This is a genomic window from Tessaracoccus lacteus, from assembly GCF_029917005.1.
Classification (GTDB): domain Bacteria; phylum Actinomycetota; class Actinomycetes; order Propionibacteriales; family Propionibacteriaceae; genus Arachnia; species Arachnia lactea.
Map to the genome: position 1 here is coordinate 92,670 of NZ_CP123967.1, position 22,652 is coordinate 115,321.

The window sequence follows — 22,652 nt, forward strand, 5'->3', positions numbered from 1 at the left end:
TCAGCCCTTCGGGACCGGGACGAACACGTACACACCCAGGACATCCGGCGGGTTATCCGCCCGGACGCCGAGCCCTCGGACCGTCGAGCCCGACGCGGCGCGGACCCGGCGGTGCGACGCACGGATCCGCTCGGCGAGGTCCGCGCCGTGCTGCTCAAGGTGGGGCTGTAGTTCGGGGAGCTTGGCCAGAGCAGAGTCGAGGAACGGCCGCGGATTGGGGACGTTGCCGGTGGGCTGGGCCTCGAGCAGCTCTTCGACGGCCGACTCGTCGAGCCAGTTCAGCTGCCCGCCCGCGGTGGTGAAGGCGAGGGTGGCGACATCCTCGGCGACCGCCGTGCGGTCCCCGGCGCGCGAGGGCAGGGTGAGGTGGAACCGGTACCGCACGAGCAGCAGGGTGGTTCGGACCTCGACGGCGGTGGTGCGGACGACGGCGCAGCGACGCGCGGGGCGGGCCTCCTCTGGGAGACCCGAGTCGAGGGCGGACTCCAGCACGAAGGTCGCGATGGCCTCCACCGCGTCGTCGGTGCGGTGCAGAACGTTCTCGCCCCGGGCGACCGGGAAGTCGTCGACGAACTGGAGGCCCGCCCCGCGGCCGGGCGGCAGGGCGTCGAGCAGCCCGGCGGGCAGCGGTGCCGTGGTCGCGGTGAAACCGGACTGCTGCGGGGTGAGCGTGGACTTCAGTTCCCGCAGCGCCGTCTCCGTGAACGAGCGGACATCCGCGTGGGTTCCCAGGTGGGCCCGGATCTCCGTGACCTCGGCCTGTACCTCATCGGGGTGGATGGAGCGCTGGGCGAACTTGGTGCGGGAGGCCTTCTCGCGCTCGGCGGCGGACTGCCATTCGCGGTCGAGCTCGTCGGTCTTCTGCTGATACTCGATGTCGAGGGTGTCCTGGCGGTGGTCGTCGCCGCGGAGGATCAGCCCCTCCATCAGCGCCTCGAGGACCGCATCGCTGTTGTCCGGCACCGGCACGGAGACGCCGGTCGCCTTGCGGATCGCCAGGTGCTTGCGGAGCAGGACATCGAGGACGATGCCGTCGATGTGGTTGTCGCGGCCGTAGAGGGTCACGGTGCGCACCACATCCCTGCGCTGCCCGAACCGGTCGACGCGGCCCTCGCGCTGTTCGTGGCGCGTCGGGTTCCAGGCCAGGTCGTAGTGCACGACGGCCTGGAACTGCTCCTGCAGGTTGACACCCTCGGAGAGGCAGTCGGTGGCCACGAGGACCGTGGGTCCCTCGCTCGCGGTCAGTTCGGCGATCCGCGCGACCCGCTCGGCTGGCGGAAGGGTGCCGGTGACGGCTCCGACCGTCGTGCCCTTGCCGAGCTTCTTCCTCAGGTGCTCGGCGACATACTCGGCGGTGTCGATGAAACGGCAGAAGACGATGGGCGCGTAGCCGTCGGCGAGGAGCTCCTTCACCTGCGCGGTGATGGCGTCCAACTTCCGGTCGCCCGTGCCCTCGAGCTTCCGCGCGCGGTCGAGGAATCCGCGGAGCCTGCGCTGCTGTGCCGAGCCGGACCCGGCTGCCTGGTCGGCGCCGGGAGTGACGTCGGCGGATTCGAGCGCCTCATCGTCGGCGGCGTCGAGAACCGTTGCGCGGCCCAGGGCGTCCGCCTCGCCGGCGGACTCGCCGGCGAGGGCAGCCGAGCGGGTGGCCAGCGTCTGGGCGGCGGCCCGGGGGGACGAAGCCAGGGCACGCAGGAGGGCGAGCACCGACCACCAGCTGACGCGACGTTCCAGCGCGCCCTGGGCGTTGCGCACGGTCTCCCGGGCGTACGCGAGGACGTCGTCGAACAGGTCCCGGTAGGCGGGGGACAGGTCGTAGGCAGCTTCCTTGGACAGCCGGTCGGACGGGAAGGGGGTGTTCTCGTCGAGGAACTGCCTGATGTCGGCGCGGCGGCGCTGCACGAAATGGCGCGCGAGGAGCTCGCGCCCGCGGGGCTGCTCGAGGTCGATGTCCGCGAGCTGGGGATCCAGGAGGCCGATGAGATTGCGGAACGTGGCGTCCTTGCCGCTGTGTGGGGTCGCGGTCACCAGCAGAAGGTGACGGTCCGGCCTTGCGGCGAGGTCGCGGACCAGGTCGTAGCGCTGGGTCCGTGCCTTCCCTGCCAGACCGCCGTCGGCGACGCAGGTGTGCGCCTCGTCGACGATGACCAGGTCCGGGCAGGTGCGGAGGAACTCGTTGCGGCGGCGGTCCGACTTGATGAAGTCGGTGGAGACGACCGTGACGGGGAATCGCTCGAAGATCGAGTCGCCCGCGATGCACTGACGCTCCAGTCGGCGGACGGTGCTGGCGAGGACGAGTTCGGCCTCCAGCCCGAACTTGGTGAGCAGCTCGTCGGCCCACTGCTCGGCGAGCGCGGGGCTGCAGAGAACAACGAGGCCGCGGGCGTCACCGACGGTGAGCAGCTCGGTCGCGATCAGGGAGGCCTCGACGGTCTTGCCGATGCCGACGTCGTCGGCGATGAGGAGTCGAACGGTGTCCTGCCGCAGTGCCATGAGGAGGGGGACGAGTTGGTAGGCGCGGGGCTCGACGGCGATCGCGGCGAGCGACCGGAACGGGCCGGCGCTGGACCGGAAGCCGATCTGGAGCGCACTGCGGAGAAGGCGGGCGCTCTGGTGGTCGCCCAGGTCGTCAGGGCTGGGCGCGGGGAAGGTCGCCGGGGTGACGTGCTCGATGGCGGGCAACACCCCGGCGATGTCGTCGTCGGTGCCGCCCAGCGGTCGGAGCACCAGGAAGTCGTCCGAACTGTCCGGCAGCACCACCCACTCTCGTCCTCGCGCAGCGACCAGGCTTCCGGCTGCGAATGCTGTCACGCCGTTCTTCCCTCTCCGAAGACGAAGCCGTTCTCCTCCACCAGTGCTGCCCAGTCTGCGTCATGACTGAACCTGATACAGGTGTAGCCGGCGTCCAGCAGGCGTTCCTGGACGGCATCGTCCTCTGCGGCCTTGTCCGGGCGGTCGTGCACGGGGCCGTCGATGAAGATGACCACCCGCTCGGCGGAGTAGGCGAAGTCTGGGCGGCACCCGGCATCGTTGAGGAGTGGCTGTGCCGAGTCGGGGAGCTTGTACTCGCCTTCGACCAGCAGACGGATCCATCGGCGCTCCAGCTCGGAGTCCGCGGCGTCCATCAGAGCATCGGCGTGCTCCCCGCGGGCCTGTCCGGACGAGGACGAGATGGTCCTGCCTGCGGCGAGGTCGAGGAGCAGATCGCGAATCGTGTGCCTGTCGATGGACGCGTGGTCGCTCTGGTTGCCGTAGGACAGCAGGCAGTCGTAGCAGGCGCGCTCACACCGCTCTTCGTCGGACTCCGGGTAGCTGAGGTCCTCACCGGTGTCGGGGTCGAAGTGGGCGATGCTGAGGGCCGTGCGGGCAGCCAGCGCCATGGCGCCCGGCTCGGCCTGCAGCCGGCGCAGGACGCCCGCCCCTCCTTCTGCGGACTCCATGAACAGCATCCGGCCGCGGTGATCCGGGTCGGGCAGGGCCTCGCTGGCCAGCTCCGAATCCTCGAGCTGGAAGGTGGCCTCGATGCCCCGTTCGAGGGCGTAGCGGAGGGTGGCTGCGGCGTCATCTGGGAGCGCCTCGGCGAGGCGGAGAACCAGGATGTTGCGGTGGTCCCGGACGTAGGGAATGACACGGACTGCCCTGGCAAGGTCGGGGTCGTGCTCGCCGTCGTCGGTCTGGGCGTCGTCACCCTTGGACTCGGAGAGCCACTTTCCCTCGACGGGGTCCAGGTAGAAGCCGACTGTGCTGGGGTCCTTGCGGCGGCGGCGCCCACGGTTGGTGACGCGGAGTTCGGCGGAGTCCCCGTATGCAAGGTCCGCCAGTTGTGCCCCGTCGTCGGAGACGATCGCTGCAGCCAGGCTGCCGGAGCGGTTGCCGCGCTCGCTGAACCGGTAGGAGGTCTGCAGCTCGTAGCCAGCGCGACGTCGCTCCTCCTCGTCGGAGGAGATGCGCTCGCGGCGCCTGGTGTAGACGGTGGTGAGTTCCATCAGGCCGTAGGTGGTGGATCCCAGCTCGTTGCCGCAGTTCTCGCAGACGTCGAGCCCGGGCTTCCGGTCGTGGTGGTATCCGCACTCGCTGCATCGGCGAGCCTCGGTGGTGTCGATCACTCCCTGGCCGGTCGGGGACAGCGGGACCTGGACGCGGGTGACCTCGTACCGGGCGCCCTCGTGGTAGATCAGGGCCCCGGGTCCGAACTCGGCGATCGCCAGGAAGCGCGGACGCTGGATGTAGTCGCCGCCGTCGTACTTCCCGACCGCTCCGCGGACCGCGGGGATGTACGCGGCGAGCGGTAGACGCGGGAAGCTGTAGCCGGGCAGGAAACCCTCCGAGGCCAGGTAGCGGTAGGTGTAGAAGTCGGAGTGGTTCGACTCGTCGTCCTCGTTGCGCAGGAGGCGCAGCTGGCTCTCGGCCTCCCGGCGCCGGGCCTGGGCCGCCCGATGCGCGGCCTGGGAGCGGCTGCTCTCCAGCACGATGCGGTTCTGGGTGGCCTGGTCCGCGAGCGCCGCCCGGTAGAGCTTGCGCCACCGGTCGCAGGCCTTGTCGAGGTTGCTGGGGGCCTTGGTGACGATGTCCTCGACCCAGTTCTCCCGCCACCATGCGGTGGCGCGCAGTTCCTCGAGCATCGGGGCGACGATGCTGTGGGTGTGCGCGATCGCGCGTCGGATGGCGTCGGGATCCGCGAAGGCGTGGGCCTTCTCAGGCTGCATCATGAGTGACGGGGCCTGGCCCTCGGTGTCGAGGAGGTCGGTCATCCTTGAGCCGAGCTTCTCCCCGGTCTCGGCGAGCCACACGGCCTGGACGTGGCTGCGGAGGAGCGCTTCGTTCGTCAGATCGAGTCGGGGTGCGGCCACGGATCCCGCGACCATGTCGGCAGGGCGACGGAAGTAGTACTGGTCGTGCGAGTTGCCGGTGGCGCAGTAGGTCAGCACGAGCGCGGGTTGGCCGGAGCGCCCGGCGCGGCCGGAGCGCTGCGCGTAGTTCGCCGGGGTCGGGGGCACGTTGCGCAGGCCGACGGCGTTGAGGCTGGAGATGTCGACGCCCAGCTCCATCGTCGGGGAGCAGTAGAGCAGCGGAAGCGATCCCTCTCGGAACTCCCGCTCGCGGGTCTCCCGCTCCGCGGGTGGAACCTGTGCGGTGTGCTCTCTGGCGGACATGCCGCGCAGCTCGCGTGCGACTCCGTCGTACAGGGTTCTGAAGAATGCGTTGACCCGTCCGCCGGTGTCGGCCACCAGGGTCTTGCGGATCGGGTCGGCCGCGGCGGTGGTCCCGTCGCCGGCCTTCCAGCGAATGGCGGAGGCTCGGAGCCGGTAGCCCCGTCGTCCGTCGCTGTCCACTTCCGTGAGGATCCCGACGCGGCACAGGACGGAGAGGATGTCCTGGATGACCTGCTGGGCCTCGTCGCTGGTGAGCCGATCAGGCTGGGAGGGGAACTGGTTCGGCCGTCGGAGGTAGCGGCCGAGTGCCGAGCGCCCTGTGAGGTGGAGCCCTTGGCGCGCGCGGCCGGGCTGAGAGGGGAAGGCAAACACGGTGCCCACCGGGGCTATTTGCTCGTTGCCCGGCATGCTCCAGGCCCCGGCGAGCTCCTGGGACGACTGGCGCTTGATCTTCTCGAAGCCCGTCTCGGTGAGGCAGTCGACGTCGACGGCGAGTACCTTGCGGAACTCGTCCACGATGAGTCGGCAGAGCTCCTCGCGGTGACCGTCGGCGGCATCTCGAATCGCGGGGTGCTTCGAGTCCCAGAGGCTCTGGTCGGCGGCCACGTCGTCAAGGGACTCGTAGCTGACACGCAGCAGCCCGGTCTGCTCGAGGTTGGGCATGGTGATGCGCCAGCCGCGTTGCAGGTCCAGGTAGAGGCGGTACTCGACGAGCTCGCGCAGGGCGCGGTCGGTGCGGGCCTTCGCGGCGTAGACGGCCTCGGGTGAGGCCGCATAGTCGGCGAAGTCGAGGCCGAGCGCCTTGACCACGTGCGCGGCGACGTCCTCGTGGGTCAAGCCATCGGGCTGTGCCTTCATGGCGGCGAACAGCGCGCCGCGGACCTGGGCGATCTGGACGAAGTCGTTGAGGTGACCGGCCTGCAGGCTGGCGTCCTGTCGGTTGTCGACGAAGGTGAGGAGCTTGCGCGCCTCCTTCGGCAGCTCGTCCTCGGGCACTTCCCGCAGGGCACGCACCATGCTGGAGGAGAGAACAGAGATGGCGGAGCTCCGGCCCTCGGCGTCGAGGGTGGCGAGCTTCGAGAAGTCGCGGCCGCGGGTCTGTTCGTAGCTGACCTGGCAGGACAGGCAGAACGTGAACGGGGCAGGGATGAACGCGGCCGGTGTGCCGCCCGAGTCGACTGCATGGCCGGCGGTGTCGACGGTGACCCGCTGCGGCAGATACCTCACCTTCGTGGAGAGGGGGTGGTTGTCGACGTCGACCCAGGAGTCCGGGAGCCGTCCCTCGGCGATTGGGTCGACTGGCCAGGGGAGCGTGGTGGAGATGTAGAGGTAGCCGTCCTGCGCGGAGTCTTCGGCCACGTCCCGGGAGGCGCGAGGCTGGTAGCTGGTCTCGCCGGCACGAGTCACGGCGCGGACCACGGCGTACTCCTGACCGCATTCGCGGCAGAAGGCCAGCGGGTAGAGCAGCTTCTCCTTCGCCGACGGCACCGCGACCTGGTACTTCGACGTGATGAAGCGGGTGTCCTCGGGCTCCAGGGACACGTAGAGGGTGTCGCCCTTGGAGATGAACTGGTGCAGCCGGAACGCGAAGAGCGGGCGGCCCGTGCGCAGGTGTCGCACCTCCGACCCCTCGAGGAGGCAGCGCTGAATCGCCTCATGGCAGTTGATCAACGGCTCGTCGGTGAGGTCGGAGAGTGCGGGTGCTGCGTGCTCCCTGAGTCGTCGGGGGCTCTGGCGGACGAGCTGGCCGGTGCCCTCCTCGGTGGCGAGTCCGAACGTGGTCTCGATCCAGGCCGCAAGCGGTGAGGCCGCCAACCCGTCGAAGTCGCCGGGGAGCTGACCGGACCGGACGGCGGCGCGGAGGCCCGCGACGTCGTCGTCGCGCCCGGTGGTTGCCTTGGTGAGAGTCTCGCCGATGACGTGCTCGGGGGCGACAGGGGCGCCGAAGATTCGTGTGGCGACCTCCGCGACGGTGCGGCGTTGATCGAGGGATGAACCTCCGCTGGCCATCGTCGCCGAGGTGCCGATGCACTGGAGGTTCGGTGATGCGCAGGCGTCGCGGACCCGACGCACGAGCATCGAGACGTCGGCACCCTGGCGTCCGCGGTACGTGTGCAACTCGTCGAGGACGAGGAACTGGAGCCCCCGGGCCGCCTTCACCAGGCGAGCCCGCTCGTCCGGGCGCGTGAGAACCAACTCGAGCATGACGTAGTTGGTCAGGAGGATGTCGGGCGGGTCCTTCAGGATGCGATCCCGCTCCTCGCCGGACTCCTGCCCCGTGTAGCGGGCGAAGGTGACGGGCTCGTTGCCCTCCCCGTAGCCGTTGAGGAGGAACTTCTCCAGCTCGCCGCGCTGCGAGTTCGCGAGGGCGTTCATGGGGTAGACGATGATCGCCTTGACCCCGGGGGTCTTCGGCTGGCGCAGGACGTGATCGACGATGGGGATGATGTAGGCCAGCGACTTGCCGGAGCCCGTTCCCGTGGTGAGAACGTAGCTCTGGCCCGATTTGGCGACCTCGATGGCCTCGCGCTGGTGCCTGTGGAGCGTGATGGGAGAGGTGCCACGGTCTTCGAGGTGCTGCTTCACGCGGAAGATGGGATCGCATTCCGGGTGGAGGAGCCCGACTCGGACGAGTTCGTCAATGCCGCCCCCGGAGGCGAATGCTGGGTTGAGGGAGATCCAGGGCTCGGGCCACTGTCGATCCGCGTCAAGCTCCCGCTCGTAGTGTTCCTTGAGGCGAACGTCCTTCACGTCGATGGATGAGGTGGTGAATGCGCGGTAGTCCTCGATGACCGTCTCGCGCACTTTGAAAACGTCCAACGCTACCTCCTCGCCGCGTGCTTGCACCCTAGCGGACGTGGCTCCGTGCTGTTGAGAGGAGGCCGTCGTGGAGGGCCGAGGTGCGCTTCGGAACCTCCCAGCTGACTGGTGCGGCCGTCGCCTCGCGCGCGGTGCTGCGTGACCGAGCAAGATTCGGCACCAAGCTGACTAATCGAGGAAGTAGGCGAGTCTCTTGTCATCGGAGTCGATAACTTCGTCCCCAGCTACGCCGAGCGTGAGCGCGAGCTCGACCGAGCCGAGCAGGGCCGTCTCGGGATCGATCGAGAAGGCCTGCCCGAGAAGTTCGAGGTAATCAGCCATACTCGCGTTGAGCCGATCGATGAGCTCTTGGTAGTCGGCAGTAAGGATATCGTCCAGCGCGCGTTGCTCGTCGAGATAGCGGGTCAGGAGTTCAGCTTCCCGGCGGGACAGGGCCGCTGAGACGGACGTGTACATTACCATGCCGACGCTGTTGCCGATAACGGCGCCGAGTATCGGGATGGGGATGAGTGCCTGGCCAAGGAACGACGACAAGCCGCTGACTGCTACTTCCAGAGCAGCCAGCTCGGAGTTCTCGATGAACTCCAGCTCGCTGATCTCGCCCGTTCGGAGCCGGTGCGCCTGTTCAGCGATACGGAAGGCGGCGGTCACAAGGGAACTGGCTACGGCGGCCGGCGTGGCCGTGAAGTTCGTCAGCGAATAGATGGTTAGGCCACGTACGCCTCCCTTGACGAAGCTGAACCCGGTGCCTGCGGCGATCTCGGTCCAGTCGTCTCGCGTGAACTCCTTGAACTGTTTTCCCCCGCGACGCTTCTCGGCAACGGCAAGCACGAATGCAGTCGTTCCCTCGACGGCTGCCGCGACGATCGTTGCTTTGGCGCCCTCCCCGGACTTTGGACGGCTGGCGTTGTAGGCGTCCTCTCGCACCACTTGGTCGGTGGCCTGAAGCGATTGCCTCTCGGCTTGAAGCGTCGAGTCATATGCGCCGCGCTGGACCTCGGGGTACTTGAGCATGGACGGTTCGAGAGAGTCCATGCTGAGTGAGTCGTCGTCAAAGAAGGCTTGGATGCGCTGCCAGTCACGTAGTGACGGTCCATCGCCGGATCTCGTCAGCAGGCTGGTCGCTTCCTCGGGCGTCATGTCATGGAGTGTTCGAACCATGTTGAAGTGATCTGCAGGGATCTGGTACTTCCCACCGTTGGCCACGAAGTCCGGGTACTTCGCAAGGTGTTCCGTGACCGCAGCCAAGCTGAATCGGCCGCCCGCTGCCACGAACTTCTGCTGGATCTCCGTGCCGCTGCGAATGAGGTCTGCCGGCCCGTTGTCGTTCACCCACTCGTAGACGGAGCCCTTTCCGAGGATCCTGCTACGCGCGTTCCCGACACCCACCTCGGCGACCTCGGCGATGAAGCCGTGCATGCCCTTGTCCCCGCCGCGGTTCCTTGTGACCACCTCGAGGTCGATTCTCCTGATCGCTTCATCGATGCTCGCGAGGGCGTCCTGGAGGTTGACGTCCTGCTGGCGGAGGGTCGTCTCGAACCCGTCCACACGGAGTTGATTCAGGTAGCTCACCCACGAGGCGACTGCCTGTTCCTGATTACTCTTCGCGAGTTCCTCGGGATCAATCATCGACCATTTCCTGCTCGGCGAGTTGGCTCAGCAGCGCCGCAGCGGCCTTCGTGTTGTTGACCAGGGTTGCTAGCCGTGACTGGTCGGCGATCGACAGCGACAGGTAGTCGGCACCGAAGAAGGGAAGCGATGCGCCGTAGCTGGTAGAGAGCATCTCGCGCAGGGATTCGGTCCGCTCCAGCAGATTCCGGATCGACTCGCCTGTGGATCTTGCCTGCACTGTCCTGGCTCGTAGCTTTGTCAGCTCAGACTGCTGGGCTTTGCGGGTCTTGTGCTTCTTCACACTGAAGAGTGCGATGGAAGTCAGAACTGAGGCGCCGGCGATCGTCCATCCGATCGGGCCAGCCAGCGCGAGCAACGCGCTGCCTGCGGCCATGCCGCCCCCACCGGCTGTGATTGCCCCACCCCCGAGCCAGGCAAGCGCGGCATTGGAGGCCACTGCCCCAGACAAGGTTGAGATCGCGGTGCCGGTCGAAGCCGTTCCAAAGGTCGTCGCCACCCAGAGCGCCGTGGTTGGGGCGATAGATGCGACCGCCACACCTCCCGCGAGGCCAGCACCGGCTCCAAGGGCCGACTTGCGCGCTGCTTCGAGGTCCATGCGGGCGAACTCTTCGGCGCTCAGAAAGAATGCCCGTTCGACGGCGACTTCGTTGAAGGCAGCCTCGAACGCCTTTGGCGTATTGGCAACGCTGTTCACCAGCACCTCAACGAAGCCGATCAGGTCAAGGGAGCGTTCCCGTTGGCGCAGGAGGGCCAGGCCCGCGTCTTGCATCGTTGTGTACGCGGCGTTGTACTCCTCGATGGCGACTGGGTACGGATCAGGCTTCTTGGTGGTGACCTTGGCGAGGGCATCGCTCGCGCGATCCTTGGTGGAGTCTGCGATGTCGTGGCTCAGTTCAGCGATCTGGGTCGACTTCTCACGAGCGAGCGCCATGATGCCGTGGGCGGCCTTGTCGGCGACTTCCTTGGCGTTGCCCGCGGCCTCAGGTTCACTCATCCCAACCTCCGACTTTTCTGATGCGGTCTATCTGCGAGGAGAGTATCGGTCGCGGCCGACGGAAAGGAGCGCGGCCATGTCGTTGAGCGTTGGATGCGGACGGTCGACGGCTGCTGAGTACGCAGCAGTTGTGGCTGCCGGTGGGCCCTCCCCCGATGGGTGCCGAGCCTCCGCTTCACTCAGGGCACCTCGACAAGCTCGGCGAACCGTGAGGGGCTCGGCGGTCCGTGGTGGGCTCGGCGAACCGGGGCTACTTGCCGCTGTAGACGGGGAAGGCGCTTGAGGCGCCGTAGTCGGCGGCGCGGAGGCCGCGCAGGGTGGTCATGTCGGCGTCGGAGATCGTGAAGTCGACCTCCGCGTTGGAGCGCATGTGGTCCGGGTTGGCCGTCTTCGGCAGCGACACTGTGCCCAGCTGGAGCGTGTAGCGGATGCAGAGCTGGGGGACGGTGACGCCGTAGGTCTCGGCCATCGCGCGGACATCCGAGTTGTCCAGGATCTCGCCGTGCGCGATGGGGGAGTAGGCCTCGACGAGGATGCCCTTGTCGGCGCAGTAGGCGAGCAGGTCGGTGGGCGTGTTGCCCGCGTGCACCAGGAGCTGGTTGACGTGTGGTGCGACGGTGGCGGCCGACAGGATGTTGTCGACGTCCGGCTCGCGGAAGTTGGAGATGCCGATCGCGCGGAGCTTGCCCGCCTGGTGGGCCTCCTCCAGCGCCCGCCACGCCTGGCGGTTGCCGTCGGTGTAGTCGCCGCCGCTGAAGTCGCTCCACGGCTGCGGGCTGTGGATCAGCATCAGGTCGACGTAGTCGAGGCCGAGCTTCGCCAGCGACCCGTCGATCGCGGCCACCGCGCCGTCGTAGTCCTTGATCTCCGCGGCCAGCTTGGTGGAGACGAACAGGTCGTCGCGCCCGACGCCCGCGGTGCGGACGCCCTCGCCGACGCCCCGCTCGTTGCCGTACGCCTGGGCCGTGTCGATGTTCCGTTAGCCGATCTCGACGGCCGCCCGCACCGCCTCGGCGGCGACGGCGTCGTCGATGAACCAGGTGCCGAGCCCCTGCTTGGAATCTCGACGCCGTTGGACAGGGTGTAGGTCTCGCTCAGGATGATCCTGCTTCATCCTCGCCCCGTGAGCTTGCGAGTTCTGCTCGTCGCCGGATACTGATCGCAACCGCTTCCGCGGGGAGCGGTCGAGGCGGGAGACTGAGCGCCATGCTGACTGTGCGCGTCACCGCCGACCATGACCTCGCCGTGCGTCTCCGCGACGAGCTGGACCTTGAACCCACCGTCTGTGACCTCGCGCTGGTGCCGGGCGTCGCGAGCGAGGGGCGCGGGGATCTGCTGTTGTTCGAGATGGCGCGCGAGAATGCGAACAACATCATGCGGCTGCTGCGCCACGCGGGGGTGCCGGCTGTTGGCAGCATCGTGGTGTCCGAGCCGCTCACCGTCGTGTCGGATGCGGGGTCGGCGGCGGAGGCCGCGGCGCCCGGGCATCCGGCCGACGGGGTGCTGTGGGCCCAGCTCGCCGACAAGTCTCGGGAGGACGCCCGCCCGTCGGCCACGTTCTTCGTCTTCCTGCTGCTCGCGACGCTGATCGCCGGGATCGGGCGCGTCCTTGACCAGCCCATCCTCATCATCGGGGCCATGGTCGTCGGCCCGGAGTTCGCCCCGATCGCCGCCATCTGTTACGCCATCGTGCGCCGTCGGCGCGGGATCGCGGGCTTGGCGTTGACGACGCTGTTCGGCGGGTTCGCCGCCTGCGCCGCAGCGGCCTGGGCGGTGTGGGCCGTGGCCTACGCGGCGGGCGTCTTCACCTACGAGCAGGCGACCACAGGGCCCGCCACCGACTTCATCATCTCCCCGGACGGGTGGTCCTTCGTGATCGCGGTGCTGGCGGGGATCGCCGGGGTCGTGTCGCTGACCAGCTCGAAGTCGTCGGCCCTGGTCGGGGTGTTCATCTCGGTCACGACGGTGCCGGCCGTGGGCGCGATCGGGCTCACGCTGGCAGTCGGCGCGTGGGAGGAGGCGCTCGGCGCGGGCTTGCAGCTCGTCGTCAACATTGCCGGCCTGCTCGTGGCGGGCGTAGTCACGCTGTTCGTGCAGCTGCACTTCGGCCACTGGTTGGGCAGGATCACTGCGTCGCGCCGACGGACGAGGCCCTGAGCGTCGGACGAGGTGCACTGACCGGGGCCGCCACCCGCGGACGCCAACGATATTCGCGCGAATACCGTTGGCGTTTGGGAAATAGCGTTGGCGTCTGGCGGCGTCTGGCGGCGTCTGGCGGGGTCTGGCTGGCGGGGGGCTGGCGACGACTCCCGGTCGCCACGAGCCGTCGGCTCCCGACTCTAGTCAACACCCCTGCGTCGTAGCCTGTGCGCATGACGGACCTCAGCGCACCCACGGGACACGAAGAGTCCCTTCGGGCGCTCCCGGCCGACGACGGCAGTACGCCACGCACGCTCGTCCTCGGCGCGACGGGCTACATCGGCGGCCGACTGGTACCCCGGCTGCTGAACGCCGGGTATCGAGTGCGGGTGCTGGCGAGGGACGCGGCGCGCGCGGCATCCTTCCCCTGGGGCGGGGACGTCGGGATCGTTGAGGGTTCCGTCGACGACGCGGATGCCGTGGCCCGCGCGGTCAAGGATGTCGATGTCGTCTACTACCTGATCCACTCGATGGGCGCCGGGCGGGGGTTCGAGGAGACTGACGAACGTGCCGCCGAGGTAGTCGCGCGTGCGGCGGAGGATGCCGAGGTCCGCCGCATCGTCTATCTCGGCGGACTTCATCCCGACGACGTGGAGTTGTCGCCGCATCTGCGCTCGCGGGTTCGGGTGGGCGAGATCTTCCTGGACTCGGGCGTTCCTGCGCTCGTGCTGCAGGCCGGCGTGGTCATCGGGTCCGGGTCGGCGTCGTTCGAGATGATCCGCCACCTCACCGATGTGCTGCCGTTCATGCCGGCACCGAAGTGGGTGCGCAACCGCATCCAACCGATCGCGATCCGCGACGTGCTGCATTACCTGCTCGGCGCGGCCCGGGTCGATCCGGGCGTGAACCGGTCCGTCGACATCGGCGGACCGGACGTGCTGCGCTACGCGGAGATGATGAACGGCTACGCGCGCGAGGCGGGGCTGCCTCGACGGGCGATCGCTGCCCTGCCGGTGCTGACGCCCGGCCTCGCGTCGCACTGGGTGAATCTCGTCACCCCCGTGCCCCGGTCGATCGCCCGCCCCCTTGTCGCGTCGTTGCAGAACGAGTGCGTCATGAAGACCCGCGACATCGACGACCTCATCCCCCCACCCGACGGTGGCCTCACCCCGTATCGCGAGGCCGTGCGCCTCGCGCTGGGGCGGCTGGACGCCGACACCGTCGAGACGAGCTGGCAGGACGCCGAGGTGTTCGGCGCCCCGAGCGACCCGCTGCCCAGCGATCCGGAGTGGGCGGGGCGAACGGTCTTCACGGATGCGCGCCAGCTGGCGACTCCGGCATCCGTCGACCGGCTGTGGACTGTCATCCTCGGGATCGGCGGCGAGAACGGCTGGTACTCGTCACCGTTCCTGTGGGCCGCGCGGGGCCTGATGGATCGACTGGTGGGTGGGGTCGGTCTCCGGCGCGGGCGGCGCAGTCGCACTGATGCCCGAGTGGGCGACGCGATCGATTTCTGGCGAGTCGAGGCAGTGGACAGGACGGACGCGGGGAACCTCCTGCGCCTCCGCGCCGAGATGAAGGTGCCGGGCACCGCGTGGCTGGAGATGCGCGCGGTTCCCGACGTCGACGGCGCACGGTACGAGCAGCGCGCGGTGTTCTTCCCGAAGGGGCTCGTCGGGCGGCTCTACTGGCTGGCCGTGCTCCCGTTCCACGGCGCGATCTTCGCCGGCATGGCGGCGCGGATCACGTCGACGGCCGAGGCGCCGGAAGCCGAGCCCCGCCGGGGGTGACTCGGCTCTCCTTCTCGGCAAGGAACCCGGCGATGGCGGGCTGGTGAGGTCGGGTGCGAGCCCCGCGTGCAGGTCGGCCGCCTGGCGGGCAGCATCAGCGCGTCGCGGCGCCGGTCGAGGCACTTGGCGTCGACTAGCCTGCGGTCATGACCAGGTATCTCGCCATCTATCAGGGGGCTTCGCGCGAAGTAGAGAAGGCCGAGGTGACGGCAGAGCAGAGCGCGGCGTTCCTCGCCGACTGGGCGCGCTGGACGCAGTGCCACGCACCCGCCATCGTCGACAACGGCGCGCCGCTGTTCCGCAAGACGCGGGTGACCCCTGAGGACGACGAGGACTTCACCGACACCAAGGTGGGCTACGCCATCGTCGAGGCGTCGTCGCACGAGGATGCCGTGCGGATCTTCCGAGACCATCCGCACCTGGGGTTGATGAGGGGGAACTGGATCGAGGTCCTGGAGTGTGCGCCGGTTCCGCGGTAATCGTGGGCCCTCTCGACAAGCTCGAGGCGCTTCGACAGGCCTGTGCTGAGCTTGTCGAAGTGCTCAGCGAACCGGAGGGGCTCAGGCGCTTCGACAGGCTCAGCGAACCGGGTCGTTGAGCTTGTCGAAACGCCCTGAGCGCAGCGAAGGGGACTCACCCGACCGCACCGCCTCGCTTCGCTCAGGCCCTTCGACAGGCTCAGGGAACCGGAGGGGCTCAGGCCCTTCGACGGGGCCTGTGCTGAGCTTTGTCGAAGTGCTCAGCGAACCGGGATGGCTCAGCGAACCTGCTCGAGGCGCTTCGACAGGCCTGTGCTGAGCCTGTCGATGTGCTCAACGACCCGAAGTGCTCAGCGAGCCGGGGCAACCTTCGCTGTCTTGGACGACGAGGTCGACACCGTCGTGTAGCCGGGCTTGGAGCCGGTGACGTGGACAGTGAGGGTCTTCCCGGCGGAGTAATTCGTGAGTGTGAAGGTCCTCGCCGTGTGTCCCTTCAGCTTCTTCCCGTCGCGGTACCACTGGTAGGTGAGCCTGCTGCCCCTTCTCCAAGCACCTGCCTTGGCGGTGAGCGTGTTGCCGACCGTCGTGGTGCCCGTGATGGTCGGTGTCGATGACGTCAGCTGCTTCGCCGGCACCACCGTCGTGTCGTGTCCGGCGTAGCTCGGTTCGACCCAGGCCGTTTCGCCCCACGGGAACGCGTTGGCGTGGAAGTCCGTCAGCGCGGCCAGTTTTGCGTCGTCCTTCCAGGGGTTCGCGTCCGGGTCATCGGCCCGCTCGCCCATGCCGTACGGGTTCTCGAAGTTGAGGGACATGCACCAGAAGTTCTGGTCGGTGACGATGCCGCCGTAGGTCTTCACCGCCGCATGATCGCGGCCATCGAGCGGTCGGTGTGGTTGTCGGCTATGTACGCTTCGACGTCGAAGTCCTCGGGGAAGGTGACATCCGCCGGCGACGGGCGCGTTCGGGTAGCTGGAGGAGGCGAGCTTGCCGTCGGTCTGCTTGGCCGGGAAGGACACCTGACCGGACAGGTATGAGGGGAACGTCACGGACACGGCGTGCCCGATCACGCCCGAGCGCAGCTCCTCCGCGCCGACCTGCGTCAGCTCGTTGGCGATGCCGACCACCGAGTTGGCGCCCTGGAGGTACTGGAGCCAGTAGTTGTCGGACCCGACGGTGCCGGTGTCCGGGTCGGCGTAGAAGTAGCCGGCCGACGCGAAGTTCCAGACGCCGTCGTCGTCCTGGGCAGCGCCGTAGTAGTCCCGGAAGATGCCGGTGGCAACGTCGTACACCGCGCGCGGTCACCGCCGTCGCTCGCCTTAGCCCAGTCGGGCAGGGGGATGGCGCCGGTGGTCACTTCGGTGAGCCGCGGGAACGTCGTCACCCGGGAGTCCGTGGAGGCGAAGGGGGCGAAGTCCTGGAACGGGTTCGACGAGTCGACGGTGTAGATCGGGATGTTGTCGTGGCTTGCCGCTCCGCCGCCGATCGATGCCCCCGTCTTCAGCCGCCTGCGCCAGTCTTCGTTGAGGTAGAGGTCGGGCAGGGGGCCGTCGCCGAACGCGGAGATTCGCTCGGAGTTGGCGGCCAGCGGGGCGGCGGAGATGTCGCGCTGCACGAAGCTGCCGGTGCCCAGGTAGCGGTCCGGGTCGAGCGGCGAGGAGTTCACGACCTCGGCGAGGTCGGCGGCCGTCTTGGTCCCGTCGACCTGGGCCAGCACCGGGGTCGCCGAGGTGTCCGGTCCACTTCGGTGCGGCGTCGGTCAGTTCGGTTCCTGCCGGAACGACAGGCTGCGGACAAGGTATCTCAGTGCGCCCGTGGCCTTCAGACTGCCCGGAGCGAGTGAGTCGCCTCGCTTCGCTCGGCGCCCTTCGACGAGCTCAGGGAACCGGTTCGTTGAGCCTGTCGAAACGCCCTGAGCGCAGCGAAGGGGCCTCACCCGACCACACCGCCTCGCTTCGCTCGGCGCCCTTCGACGAGCTCAGGGAACCTGTTCGTTGAGCCTGTCGAAACGCCCTGAGCGCAGCGAAGGGGCCTCACCCGACCACACCGCCTCGCTTCGCTCGGCGCCCTTCGACGAGCTCAGGGAACCGGATCGTTGAGCCTGTCGAAACGCCCTGAGCGCAGCGAAGGGGCCTCACCCGACCACACCGCCTCGCTTCGCTCGGCGCCCTTCGACGAGCTCAGGGAACCGGAGGGGCTCAGGCCCTTCGACGAGCTGGGAACCGGGGCGGCTCAGCCCTTCGACAGGCTCAGGGAACTGGGGAAGGGCTCAGGTATCCGACGGCTCAGGCGGCCGGAGCGGTCAGGCGCCGGTTGAGGAACTCGGACATCAGCAGGCCCAGCGCGACCAGGACCACCAGGTAGAACGGGAAGACCCACAGCCCCGTCCAGGACGACAGGGCGCCGAACAGCGGGGGCATCAGCGTGGAGCCGGTGTAGGCGGCGGCCATCTGGATGCCGATGATCGCCTGCGAGTTCCGCGCGCCGAAGTTCACGGGCGTCGAGTGCACGATCGCGGGATAGATCGGCGCACTGCCGAGGCCGGCGATGACCAGCCCCGCGAGGGTCGGAATGTCGGTCGGCAGGGGCAGCGCGATCAGCACGAGACCCACTCCGACGGCGATGAAGCCGCCGCGGATGAGCGTCCTGTCGCCGAGGTGGTCGGCAAAGAAGCCGCTCAGGAAGCGCCCGGCGGTGATGCCGAGCAGGAAGAGGGCGCCGAAGGTCGCCGCCGTCGCCGGGTCGATGCCGCGCTCGGAGACGAGGTACGTCGACGCCCACAGGATCGTCGTGGTCTCCACCGCGCAGTAGGCGAAGAAGGCCGCAAGGATGAGCCCCACGCCGGGGATGCTGAGCGCGCGCTTCAGCGAGACGTGCTCGCCGGGCGCGTGCGCGGCATCGGCGTCCTCGTGGGCGACCCGCGGTCGGGCCTTGTCGACGCGGGCCCACAGCGGCAGGCTCGCGAGAAGCACGACGGTCAGCGCGATCTGGATGCCGCCGACGCTCTGGTAGGCCGTCGACCAGCCGAGGCCCGCGCTGATCGTCGCGCCCATGATGAACGGGCTGATCGACGCGCCGACGCCCCAGAAGCTGTGCAGCCAGTTCATGTGCCGCGCCGCGTAGTGGAGCGCGACGTAGTTGTTCAGCGCGGCGTCGACGGCGCCCGCGCCGAGGCCGTACGGGACCGCCCACAGGCACAGCATCCAGAACGACCCGGAGAACCCGAAGCCCAGCAGGGCCGAGGCGGTCAGGGCGACGCTTACCGCAGTCACCAGGCCGACGCCGAAGCGCCTTGTCAGGCGTTCGGACAGCAGGCTCGAGACGATCGTGCCCGACGCGATGATCATAGTCACGATGCCGGCGTACGACACGGGGACGCCGAGGTCGCCGTGCATCACCGGCCAGCCAGACCCGATCAGTGCGTCGGGCAGCCCCAGGCTGATGAAGGCGGCGTAGATGATCGCGAGCAGCAGTGCGTACATGGGTCAGGGTCTCCAGGAAGCGGGTGGGTGGTGCTGGGGGCGGTCGGTCAGGCCGTGATCTCGACCAGGTTCCCCTCGGGGTCGGGCACGACGCTCTCGTAGTAGCCGTCGCCGGTGGTGCGGGGCCCGCTGAGGGCGGGGTATCTGTCTCGCCCCAGGCGGGTTGTGAGTGCGTCGACCTCAGAGGCCGAGCCTACCGAGAAGGCCACGTGATTGAACCCCTGGGCGAGGCGACCGCCCGCGTCGTCGAGTTCGGCGCGGCTCATGAGCTCCAGCCGCGCCCCGCCGTCGAGGCTGATGAAGTAGGTCCGCAGGCCCGTGGCCGGGTTGTGGTACCCGGTCCCGGCGACGCCGCCGAATACGTCTCGTAGAAGGCGCGCGCCCGATCCAGGTCGGCCACGTACAGGGCGATGTGTTCGATGTTCGGCATGGGTTCCTCCTCGGAAGCGCCCACGCTACGCATTCAATTGATCGTGTGCACTGATCGGAATGCCCGCAAACGATCAGTGGCTGCGTCAGAACGGCCAGATGAGGGGGACGTATCAGACGGCGACGACGGCGAAGAGGATGGTGAGCGGGAGGCCGAGCTTCCAGTAGTCGCCGAAGTGGTAGCCGGCCAGCTTCAGCACCATCAGGTTTGCCGGGGTGGCGATCGGGGTAGGGAACGACGCCGCGCCGGCGACTGTCAGGGCCATCATGAACGGCTGGACGGAGACGTTGAGGCCCCCTATGAGGCGCGGCTCAGGATGAGCCATAGGTGTTGCTCGGTCGGGAGGGCAAACGACTGGGTCGCCCTTCATGGTGCGTCAGAACTCGATGAGACGTCGGATTATCCGTCGGTATCCGCCGCGGAGCACACGAGCGGCCGCGGGTTGTAGGGCCTGAGGCAGCCAGGGTAGATCGACGGTCTGGTCCCAGTGCATGCGGCTGCCGCCGGTCGTCGGGTCGACGCGGATGTAGACAGCCCCGCGGATGACCTTGCCGAGCTTGACGATCGTCGCGGTCGCGGGCCGGAAGCTCAGTTGGTCGACGCGCATCGGGTCGTCGAATCCGACGGGCCCGACAGATGTCCGCGCCACGAACACCGTCCCGACGGCGAGCTGATCGGCGGCCACTTCCGGCGTGACTCTGGTCAGCGGAATCACGCGGCTGTGGGCGCGCAGGTCGAGCACCCGGCGAAGAACGTCGTCGGGTGGGGCGTCGCATATCAGCTCGATGATGAAACCTGCGCGCATCACGGCACGATATCAAGGCGTCGGCCCTGTCGACGCGACCCTCGGGTGACGGTTGTCCTGCCCCCGGTTCTTGGGCACGGCGTTGGTTCACGCGGGTTGACCCGCCCGTGCACAACTGTGGCCAGAGCTGAAGCAGGCGGCCTTGATCCGAGTGCTCCAGCTTTAGTGGCTCTTCACAGATGGCGGTGGAGTGAAGGGACGCGGTTGACCGGCCCGACTCGCCGGAACTCGATGGGGTCGGGGGCGGGTGGGGGCCCTCGGGTTGGCAGGATGAAGGTGTCTAAGCCACATCTGAAAACCCAAGGGCCCTTGTGCGAAACGCTACCCCACCCTGCCGGACGCAACTCTGCTGTCACCCGTCGAGGTGATCGTCCTGACGGCGCCTGACGCCGAACCTGACCACGCGGCATATCGCGGGCTACCATCTCTCGGCTAAGCCTTCCCGAGGTCTGCCTACCCGCCCTCACCTACCGTCCGCCCGGACCGCCGCCCTGTCCGCCGCCGCCCTGCTGGCCGCCACCCATCATCTGGCTCGACAGCTCGGTGACCTCCTCGCCGTTCACGGTGATCGTGCCGCCGGTCAGGGTGCCCGTCGCGTCGAAGTCGAACGCGGACTGACCCGTGATGTCAATCGTGCCGCCGGTGATGGTCAGGTCACCGTTGCTGTCGATGGCATCCGTGTCGCCGGAGCCCATGGCGATGGCGAGAGTGCCGCCGTTGATGGTGATGCTGAGGCCGTCGGTGATGATCTCCGAGGCCGACGCGTTGATCCCGTCGTCGGAGGCGTTCATGGTGATGTCGCCGTCGTCGATCACGATGACCGGAGCCTCGATCCCCTCGACGGACGACACGATGTTGATGGTGCCGCCGCTGATCTGGATGGCCTGCTCGGCCTTGATCGCGTCGTCCCCGGAGGTGATGGTGATGTCGCCGCCGGTGATGGTGAGCTGCCCCGCGCCGAGGTCGGTGTCGTTGCTGGACTTGAGGCCGTCTCCGGCCGCGTCGATGGTGATCGTGCCGCCGGACATGGTCAGCGAGTCCTTGCCGCGGATCCCGTCGTCGGCGCTGGTCACGTTGATCGTGCCCGCCTCGATCCACAGATCGTCCTTGCCCACGATGCCGTCTGCGAAGTTGGCCGTGACGTTCAACGTTCCGCTGCCGGTGATGTAGAGATCGTCGGACGAGTAGATTGCGCCGTCGATCTCCTCGTCGCTGCGTGTCGCCGCGTCGGTGACGGTATTGACGCTGCCGTCGGACAGTTCCAGGACGGTCGCCTCGGCGTTGTCGATCTGGATCGCGGCGCCGTCGCTGCTGGCGATGGTCACGCCGTCGAGGATGATCCGGACGTAGCCTTCGGTGTCCACGGTCACCTGTCCGGTGGACGTGCCGCTCAGAACGTAGGTTCCGGCCGCGGTGATGGCCAGACCATCGTCGGTGAGCGTGACGTCGGTGGACGGCAGGGTGTCCCAGTCGACATCGGCGGTGGACGCGGTTGACTCCGTGGTCGTCGTCTCGGAACTGGTGGTCGTCTCGGAACTGGTGGTCGTCTCGGAGCTGGTGGTCGTGTCGGTGGTGGTGGCCGTGACCGACGTGTCCGAGGAAGCCTGGCCGGAATCCGCGTCGGTTGCTGCGCATCCAACGACGAAAACGACTGAGGCAAGTAGCCCGGCGATGATCCTTCTGCGGTATTTCATCAGTTCCCTTCCGCTTGCTTTGCGACTGTCTGAAGTACAGTCCAGCGCGCTTCGCTATGTGCTTCCTGTGCGTTCCTTGTGTCCGGCTGCTGAGCTGAAGCGCCTACTGTGGCCGAGCCATCGCGTGCACGGATCTTTGTATGCGCCCGGCGCTGCGTATATGCGCAGCGTTGCGGCTCCTCATAGATTCGTGCCCGCGGAGCCGTTCGGGAAGATCGTCGGTCGGGAGGGCGCGAGGCGACGGCGGGCTCGGCAGTGGTTGAATCGGGCGTAGCTGTCCGCCCGTGGAGGTATCCGATGAGCGCCGTTGAACTTGCCCAGTTGCTCATGCCGCTCGCGTTCCTGCTCACTTATTCGATCCTCGGCTGGATCGTCGAGGTGATCTACTGCGCGGTGACGCTCGGCGTGGTGACCAACCGTGGCTTTCTCGCCGGTCCCTACTGTTCCATCTACGGCTTCGGCGGCCTTGGCATGGTGCTGCTGTTGAGGCCGGTGGCGGACAATCCGGCGCTCGTTTTCCTCGGCACCATGCTGGTCGCGTCAGCGTTAGAACTGGTGACCGGTTGGGCGATGGAGAAGCTCTTTCGGCAACGCTGGTGGGACTACTCCGACCGGCCGTTCAACATCGGCGGGTACATCTGCCTGCAGTTCTCCTTGATGTGGGGCCTGGTCGGGCTGATTCTGATCGACGTGCTGCACCCGCTCGTCGCGGCTTTCCTGGAGTGGCTGAACCCATGGGTGCTGATCGGGTCCGTCGGGGCTCTGACGGTTGTGGTCGTCGTCGACTCGAGCGCGACCATCCAGTCGGCGCTGAAGCTCGATCGGCAGCTGGCGGCCCTCAGCGACGCCTCCGAGCTGCTGCGTTCCTCCACCGACACCATCAGCACGGAACTCGGCGAGCGTGCGTTGCAGATCAAGGGGCGCACCGACGGTCTGGTCGAGCGCACAACAGAGTTGAAGGACCGCGCAACGAGCGAACTCAAGGAGCGCACGGCACAGGAGGTCGAGGAGCTCCGGAGTCGACGCGAAGCTCTGGTCCAGCAGATCAGCGGCACGACGCGCCGCCAGCTGCGTGCCTTCCCCGACCTGCGCTCCGTGCGTCATCCCGCCCAGTTGGAGGACCTGCGGGCCAGGCTCGCTCGTCGCGGCGCCGACGGCCCGGCCGACAAGCAGTGATGAGGTGAGCGCTCCGGGCCAGTGGAGGGGCCCTGAGGGTGCACTTTTCCTTCTATGCGCC

At 68.0% G+C, this 22,652-nt stretch carries 16 protein-coding genes; 4 read left to right on the forward strand and 12 right to left on the reverse strand.

Annotated features, from left to right (window positions below; genetic code table 11):
* From QH948_RS00470 to QH948_RS00495, 6 genes are all read right to left on the reverse strand, one after another.
* Positions 1–2,811 (reverse strand): DUF8741 domain-containing protein, encoded by a 2,811-nt coding sequence (locus tag QH948_RS00470; protein ID WP_281145028.1) that lies wholly within the window; start codon positions 2,809–2,811, stop codon positions 1–3.
* Positions 2,808–7,973, reverse strand: coding sequence for a DEAD/DEAH box helicase (locus tag QH948_RS00475; RefSeq protein ID WP_281145029.1), 5,166 nt, complete (start codon positions 7,971–7,973; stop codon positions 2,808–2,810). The genes QH948_RS00470 and QH948_RS00475 overlap by 4 nt, the downstream gene beginning before the upstream one ends.
* A gap of 168 nt (positions 7,974–8,141) precedes the next feature.
* Positions 8,142–9,602: a hypothetical protein gene (locus QH948_RS00480; RefSeq protein WP_281145030.1), complete on the reverse strand. Its 1,461-nt coding sequence runs from the start codon at positions 9,600–9,602 to the stop codon at positions 8,142–8,144.
* A complete protein-coding gene (locus QH948_RS00485; protein ID WP_281145031.1) occupies positions 9,595–10,599 on the reverse strand; it encodes a hypothetical protein in 1,005 nt (334 codons plus the stop codon). The genes QH948_RS00480 and QH948_RS00485 overlap by 8 nt, the downstream gene beginning before the upstream one ends.
* 250 nt (positions 10,600–10,849) lie before the next feature.
* Positions 10,850–11,572, reverse strand: a complete 723-nt coding sequence (locus QH948_RS00490; RefSeq protein ID WP_281146219.1) for an aldo/keto reductase — start codon at positions 11,570–11,572, stop codon at positions 10,850–10,852.
* A gap of 6 nt (positions 11,573–11,578) precedes the next feature.
* Positions 11,579–11,713, reverse strand: coding sequence for a hypothetical protein (locus QH948_RS00495; protein WP_281145032.1), 135 nt, complete (start codon positions 11,711–11,713; stop codon positions 11,579–11,581).
* Between the two features lie 92 nt (positions 11,714–11,805).
* On the opposite strand from QH948_RS00495, the gene QH948_RS00500 reads away from it, so the two are divergent.
* The 3 genes from QH948_RS00500 (at position 11,806) to QH948_RS00510 (ending at position 15,007) form a co-directional block, all read left to right on the forward strand.
* The gene (locus tag QH948_RS00500) at positions 11,806–12,756 is read left to right on the forward strand and encodes a DUF389 domain-containing protein (protein WP_281145033.1); all 951 of its coding nucleotides are present in this window, start codon (positions 11,806–11,808) and stop codon (positions 12,754–12,756) included.
* 215 nt (positions 12,757–12,971) lie between these two features.
* Entirely contained in the window at positions 12,972–14,528 is a 1,557-nt protein-coding gene (locus tag QH948_RS00505; RefSeq protein WP_281145034.1) for an SDR family oxidoreductase, read from the forward strand.
* 146 nt (positions 14,529–14,674) lie between these two features.
* Positions 14,675–15,007, forward strand: a complete 333-nt coding sequence (locus QH948_RS00510; protein ID WP_281145035.1) for a YciI family protein — start codon at positions 14,675–14,677, stop codon at positions 15,005–15,007.
* Positions 15,008–15,357: 350 nt separating this feature from the next.
* Here QH948_RS00510 and QH948_RS00515 read toward each other — a convergent pair whose 3' ends face one another.
* The 6 genes from QH948_RS00515 to QH948_RS00540 form a co-directional block, all read right to left on the reverse strand.
* The gene (locus QH948_RS00515) at positions 15,358–16,296 is read right to left on the reverse strand and encodes a hypothetical protein (protein WP_281145036.1); all 939 of its coding nucleotides are present in this window, start codon (positions 16,294–16,296) and stop codon (positions 15,358–15,360) included.
* Positions 16,297–17,289: 993 nt separating this feature from the next.
* Complete coding sequence (locus tag QH948_RS00520; protein WP_281145037.1) at positions 17,290–18,486, reverse strand: MFS transporter; 1,197 nt, start codon at positions 18,484–18,486, stop codon at positions 17,290–17,292.
* A gap of 47 nt (positions 18,487–18,533) precedes the next feature.
* Positions 18,534–18,800 (reverse strand): VOC family protein, encoded by a 267-nt coding sequence (locus QH948_RS00525; protein WP_348634960.1) that lies wholly within the window; start codon positions 18,798–18,800, stop codon positions 18,534–18,536.
* 228 nt (positions 18,801–19,028) lie between these two features.
* Positions 19,029–19,241 carry an anion permease gene (locus tag QH948_RS00530; protein ID WP_281145039.1) on the reverse strand — a complete coding sequence of 71 codons (213 nt, stop codon included), beginning with the start codon at positions 19,239–19,241 and terminating at the stop codon, positions 19,029–19,031.
* A 51-nt stretch (positions 19,242–19,292) separates the two neighbouring features.
* On the reverse strand, positions 19,293–19,721 hold the full coding sequence (locus QH948_RS00535; RefSeq protein ID WP_281145040.1) for an SRPBCC family protein: 429 nt from the start codon (positions 19,719–19,721) through the stop codon (positions 19,293–19,295).
* Between the two features lie 467 nt (positions 19,722–20,188).
* Positions 20,189–21,415, reverse strand: coding sequence for a carbohydrate-binding domain-containing protein (locus QH948_RS00540; RefSeq protein WP_281145041.1), 1,227 nt, complete (start codon positions 21,413–21,415; stop codon positions 20,189–20,191).
* A gap of 297 nt (positions 21,416–21,712) precedes the next feature.
* Here QH948_RS00540 and QH948_RS00545 point away from each other — a divergent pair, with 297 nt between their 5' ends.
* Positions 21,713–22,591 carry a putative ABC transporter permease gene (locus tag QH948_RS00545; protein WP_281145042.1) on the forward strand — a complete coding sequence of 293 codons (879 nt, stop codon included), beginning with the start codon at positions 21,713–21,715 and terminating at the stop codon, positions 22,589–22,591.
* The last annotated feature ends 61 nt before the right edge of the window (positions 22,592–22,652 follow it).

What these genes read in the sequence shown, in the direction of transcription:
- QH948_RS00535 (WP_281145040.1), bottom strand. Translation starts at nt 19,721, where the DNA reads ATGCGCGCAGGTTTCATCATCGAGCTGATATGCGACGCCCCACCCGAC.
- QH948_RS00500 (WP_281145033.1), top strand. Translation starts at nt 11,806, where the DNA reads ATGCTGACTGTGCGCGTCACCGCCGACCATGACCTCGCCGTGCGTCTC.
- QH948_RS00510 (WP_281145035.1), top strand. Translation starts at nt 14,675, where the DNA reads ATGACCAGGTATCTCGCCATCTATCAGGGGGCTTCGCGCGAAGTAGAG.
- QH948_RS00520 (WP_281145037.1), bottom strand. Translation starts at nt 18,486, where the DNA reads ATGTACGCACTGCTGCTCGCGATCATCTACGCCGCCTTCATCAGCCTG.
- QH948_RS00545 (WP_281145042.1), top strand. Translation starts at nt 21,713, where the DNA reads ATGAGCGCCGTTGAACTTGCCCAGTTGCTCATGCCGCTCGCGTTCCTG.
- QH948_RS00480 (WP_281145030.1), bottom strand. Translation starts at nt 9,602, where the DNA reads ATGATTGATCCCGAGGAACTCGCGAAGAGTAATCAGGAACAGGCAGTC.
- QH948_RS00530 (WP_281145039.1), bottom strand. Translation starts at nt 19,241, where the DNA reads ATGGCTCATCCTGAGCCGCGCCTCATAGGGGGCCTCAACGTCTCCGTC.
- QH948_RS00495 (WP_281145032.1), bottom strand. Translation starts at nt 11,713, where the DNA reads ATGAAGCAGGATCATCCTGAGCGAGACCTACACCCTGTCCAACGGCGT.
- QH948_RS00485 (WP_281145031.1), bottom strand. Translation starts at nt 10,599, where the DNA reads ATGAGTGAACCTGAGGCCGCGGGCAACGCCAAGGAAGTCGCCGACAAG.
- QH948_RS00505 (WP_281145034.1), top strand. Translation starts at nt 12,972, where the DNA reads ATGACGGACCTCAGCGCACCCACGGGACACGAAGAGTCCCTTCGGGCG.
- QH948_RS00540 (WP_281145041.1), bottom strand. Translation starts at nt 21,415, where the DNA reads ATGAAATACCGCAGAAGGATCATCGCCGGGCTACTTGCCTCAGTCGTT.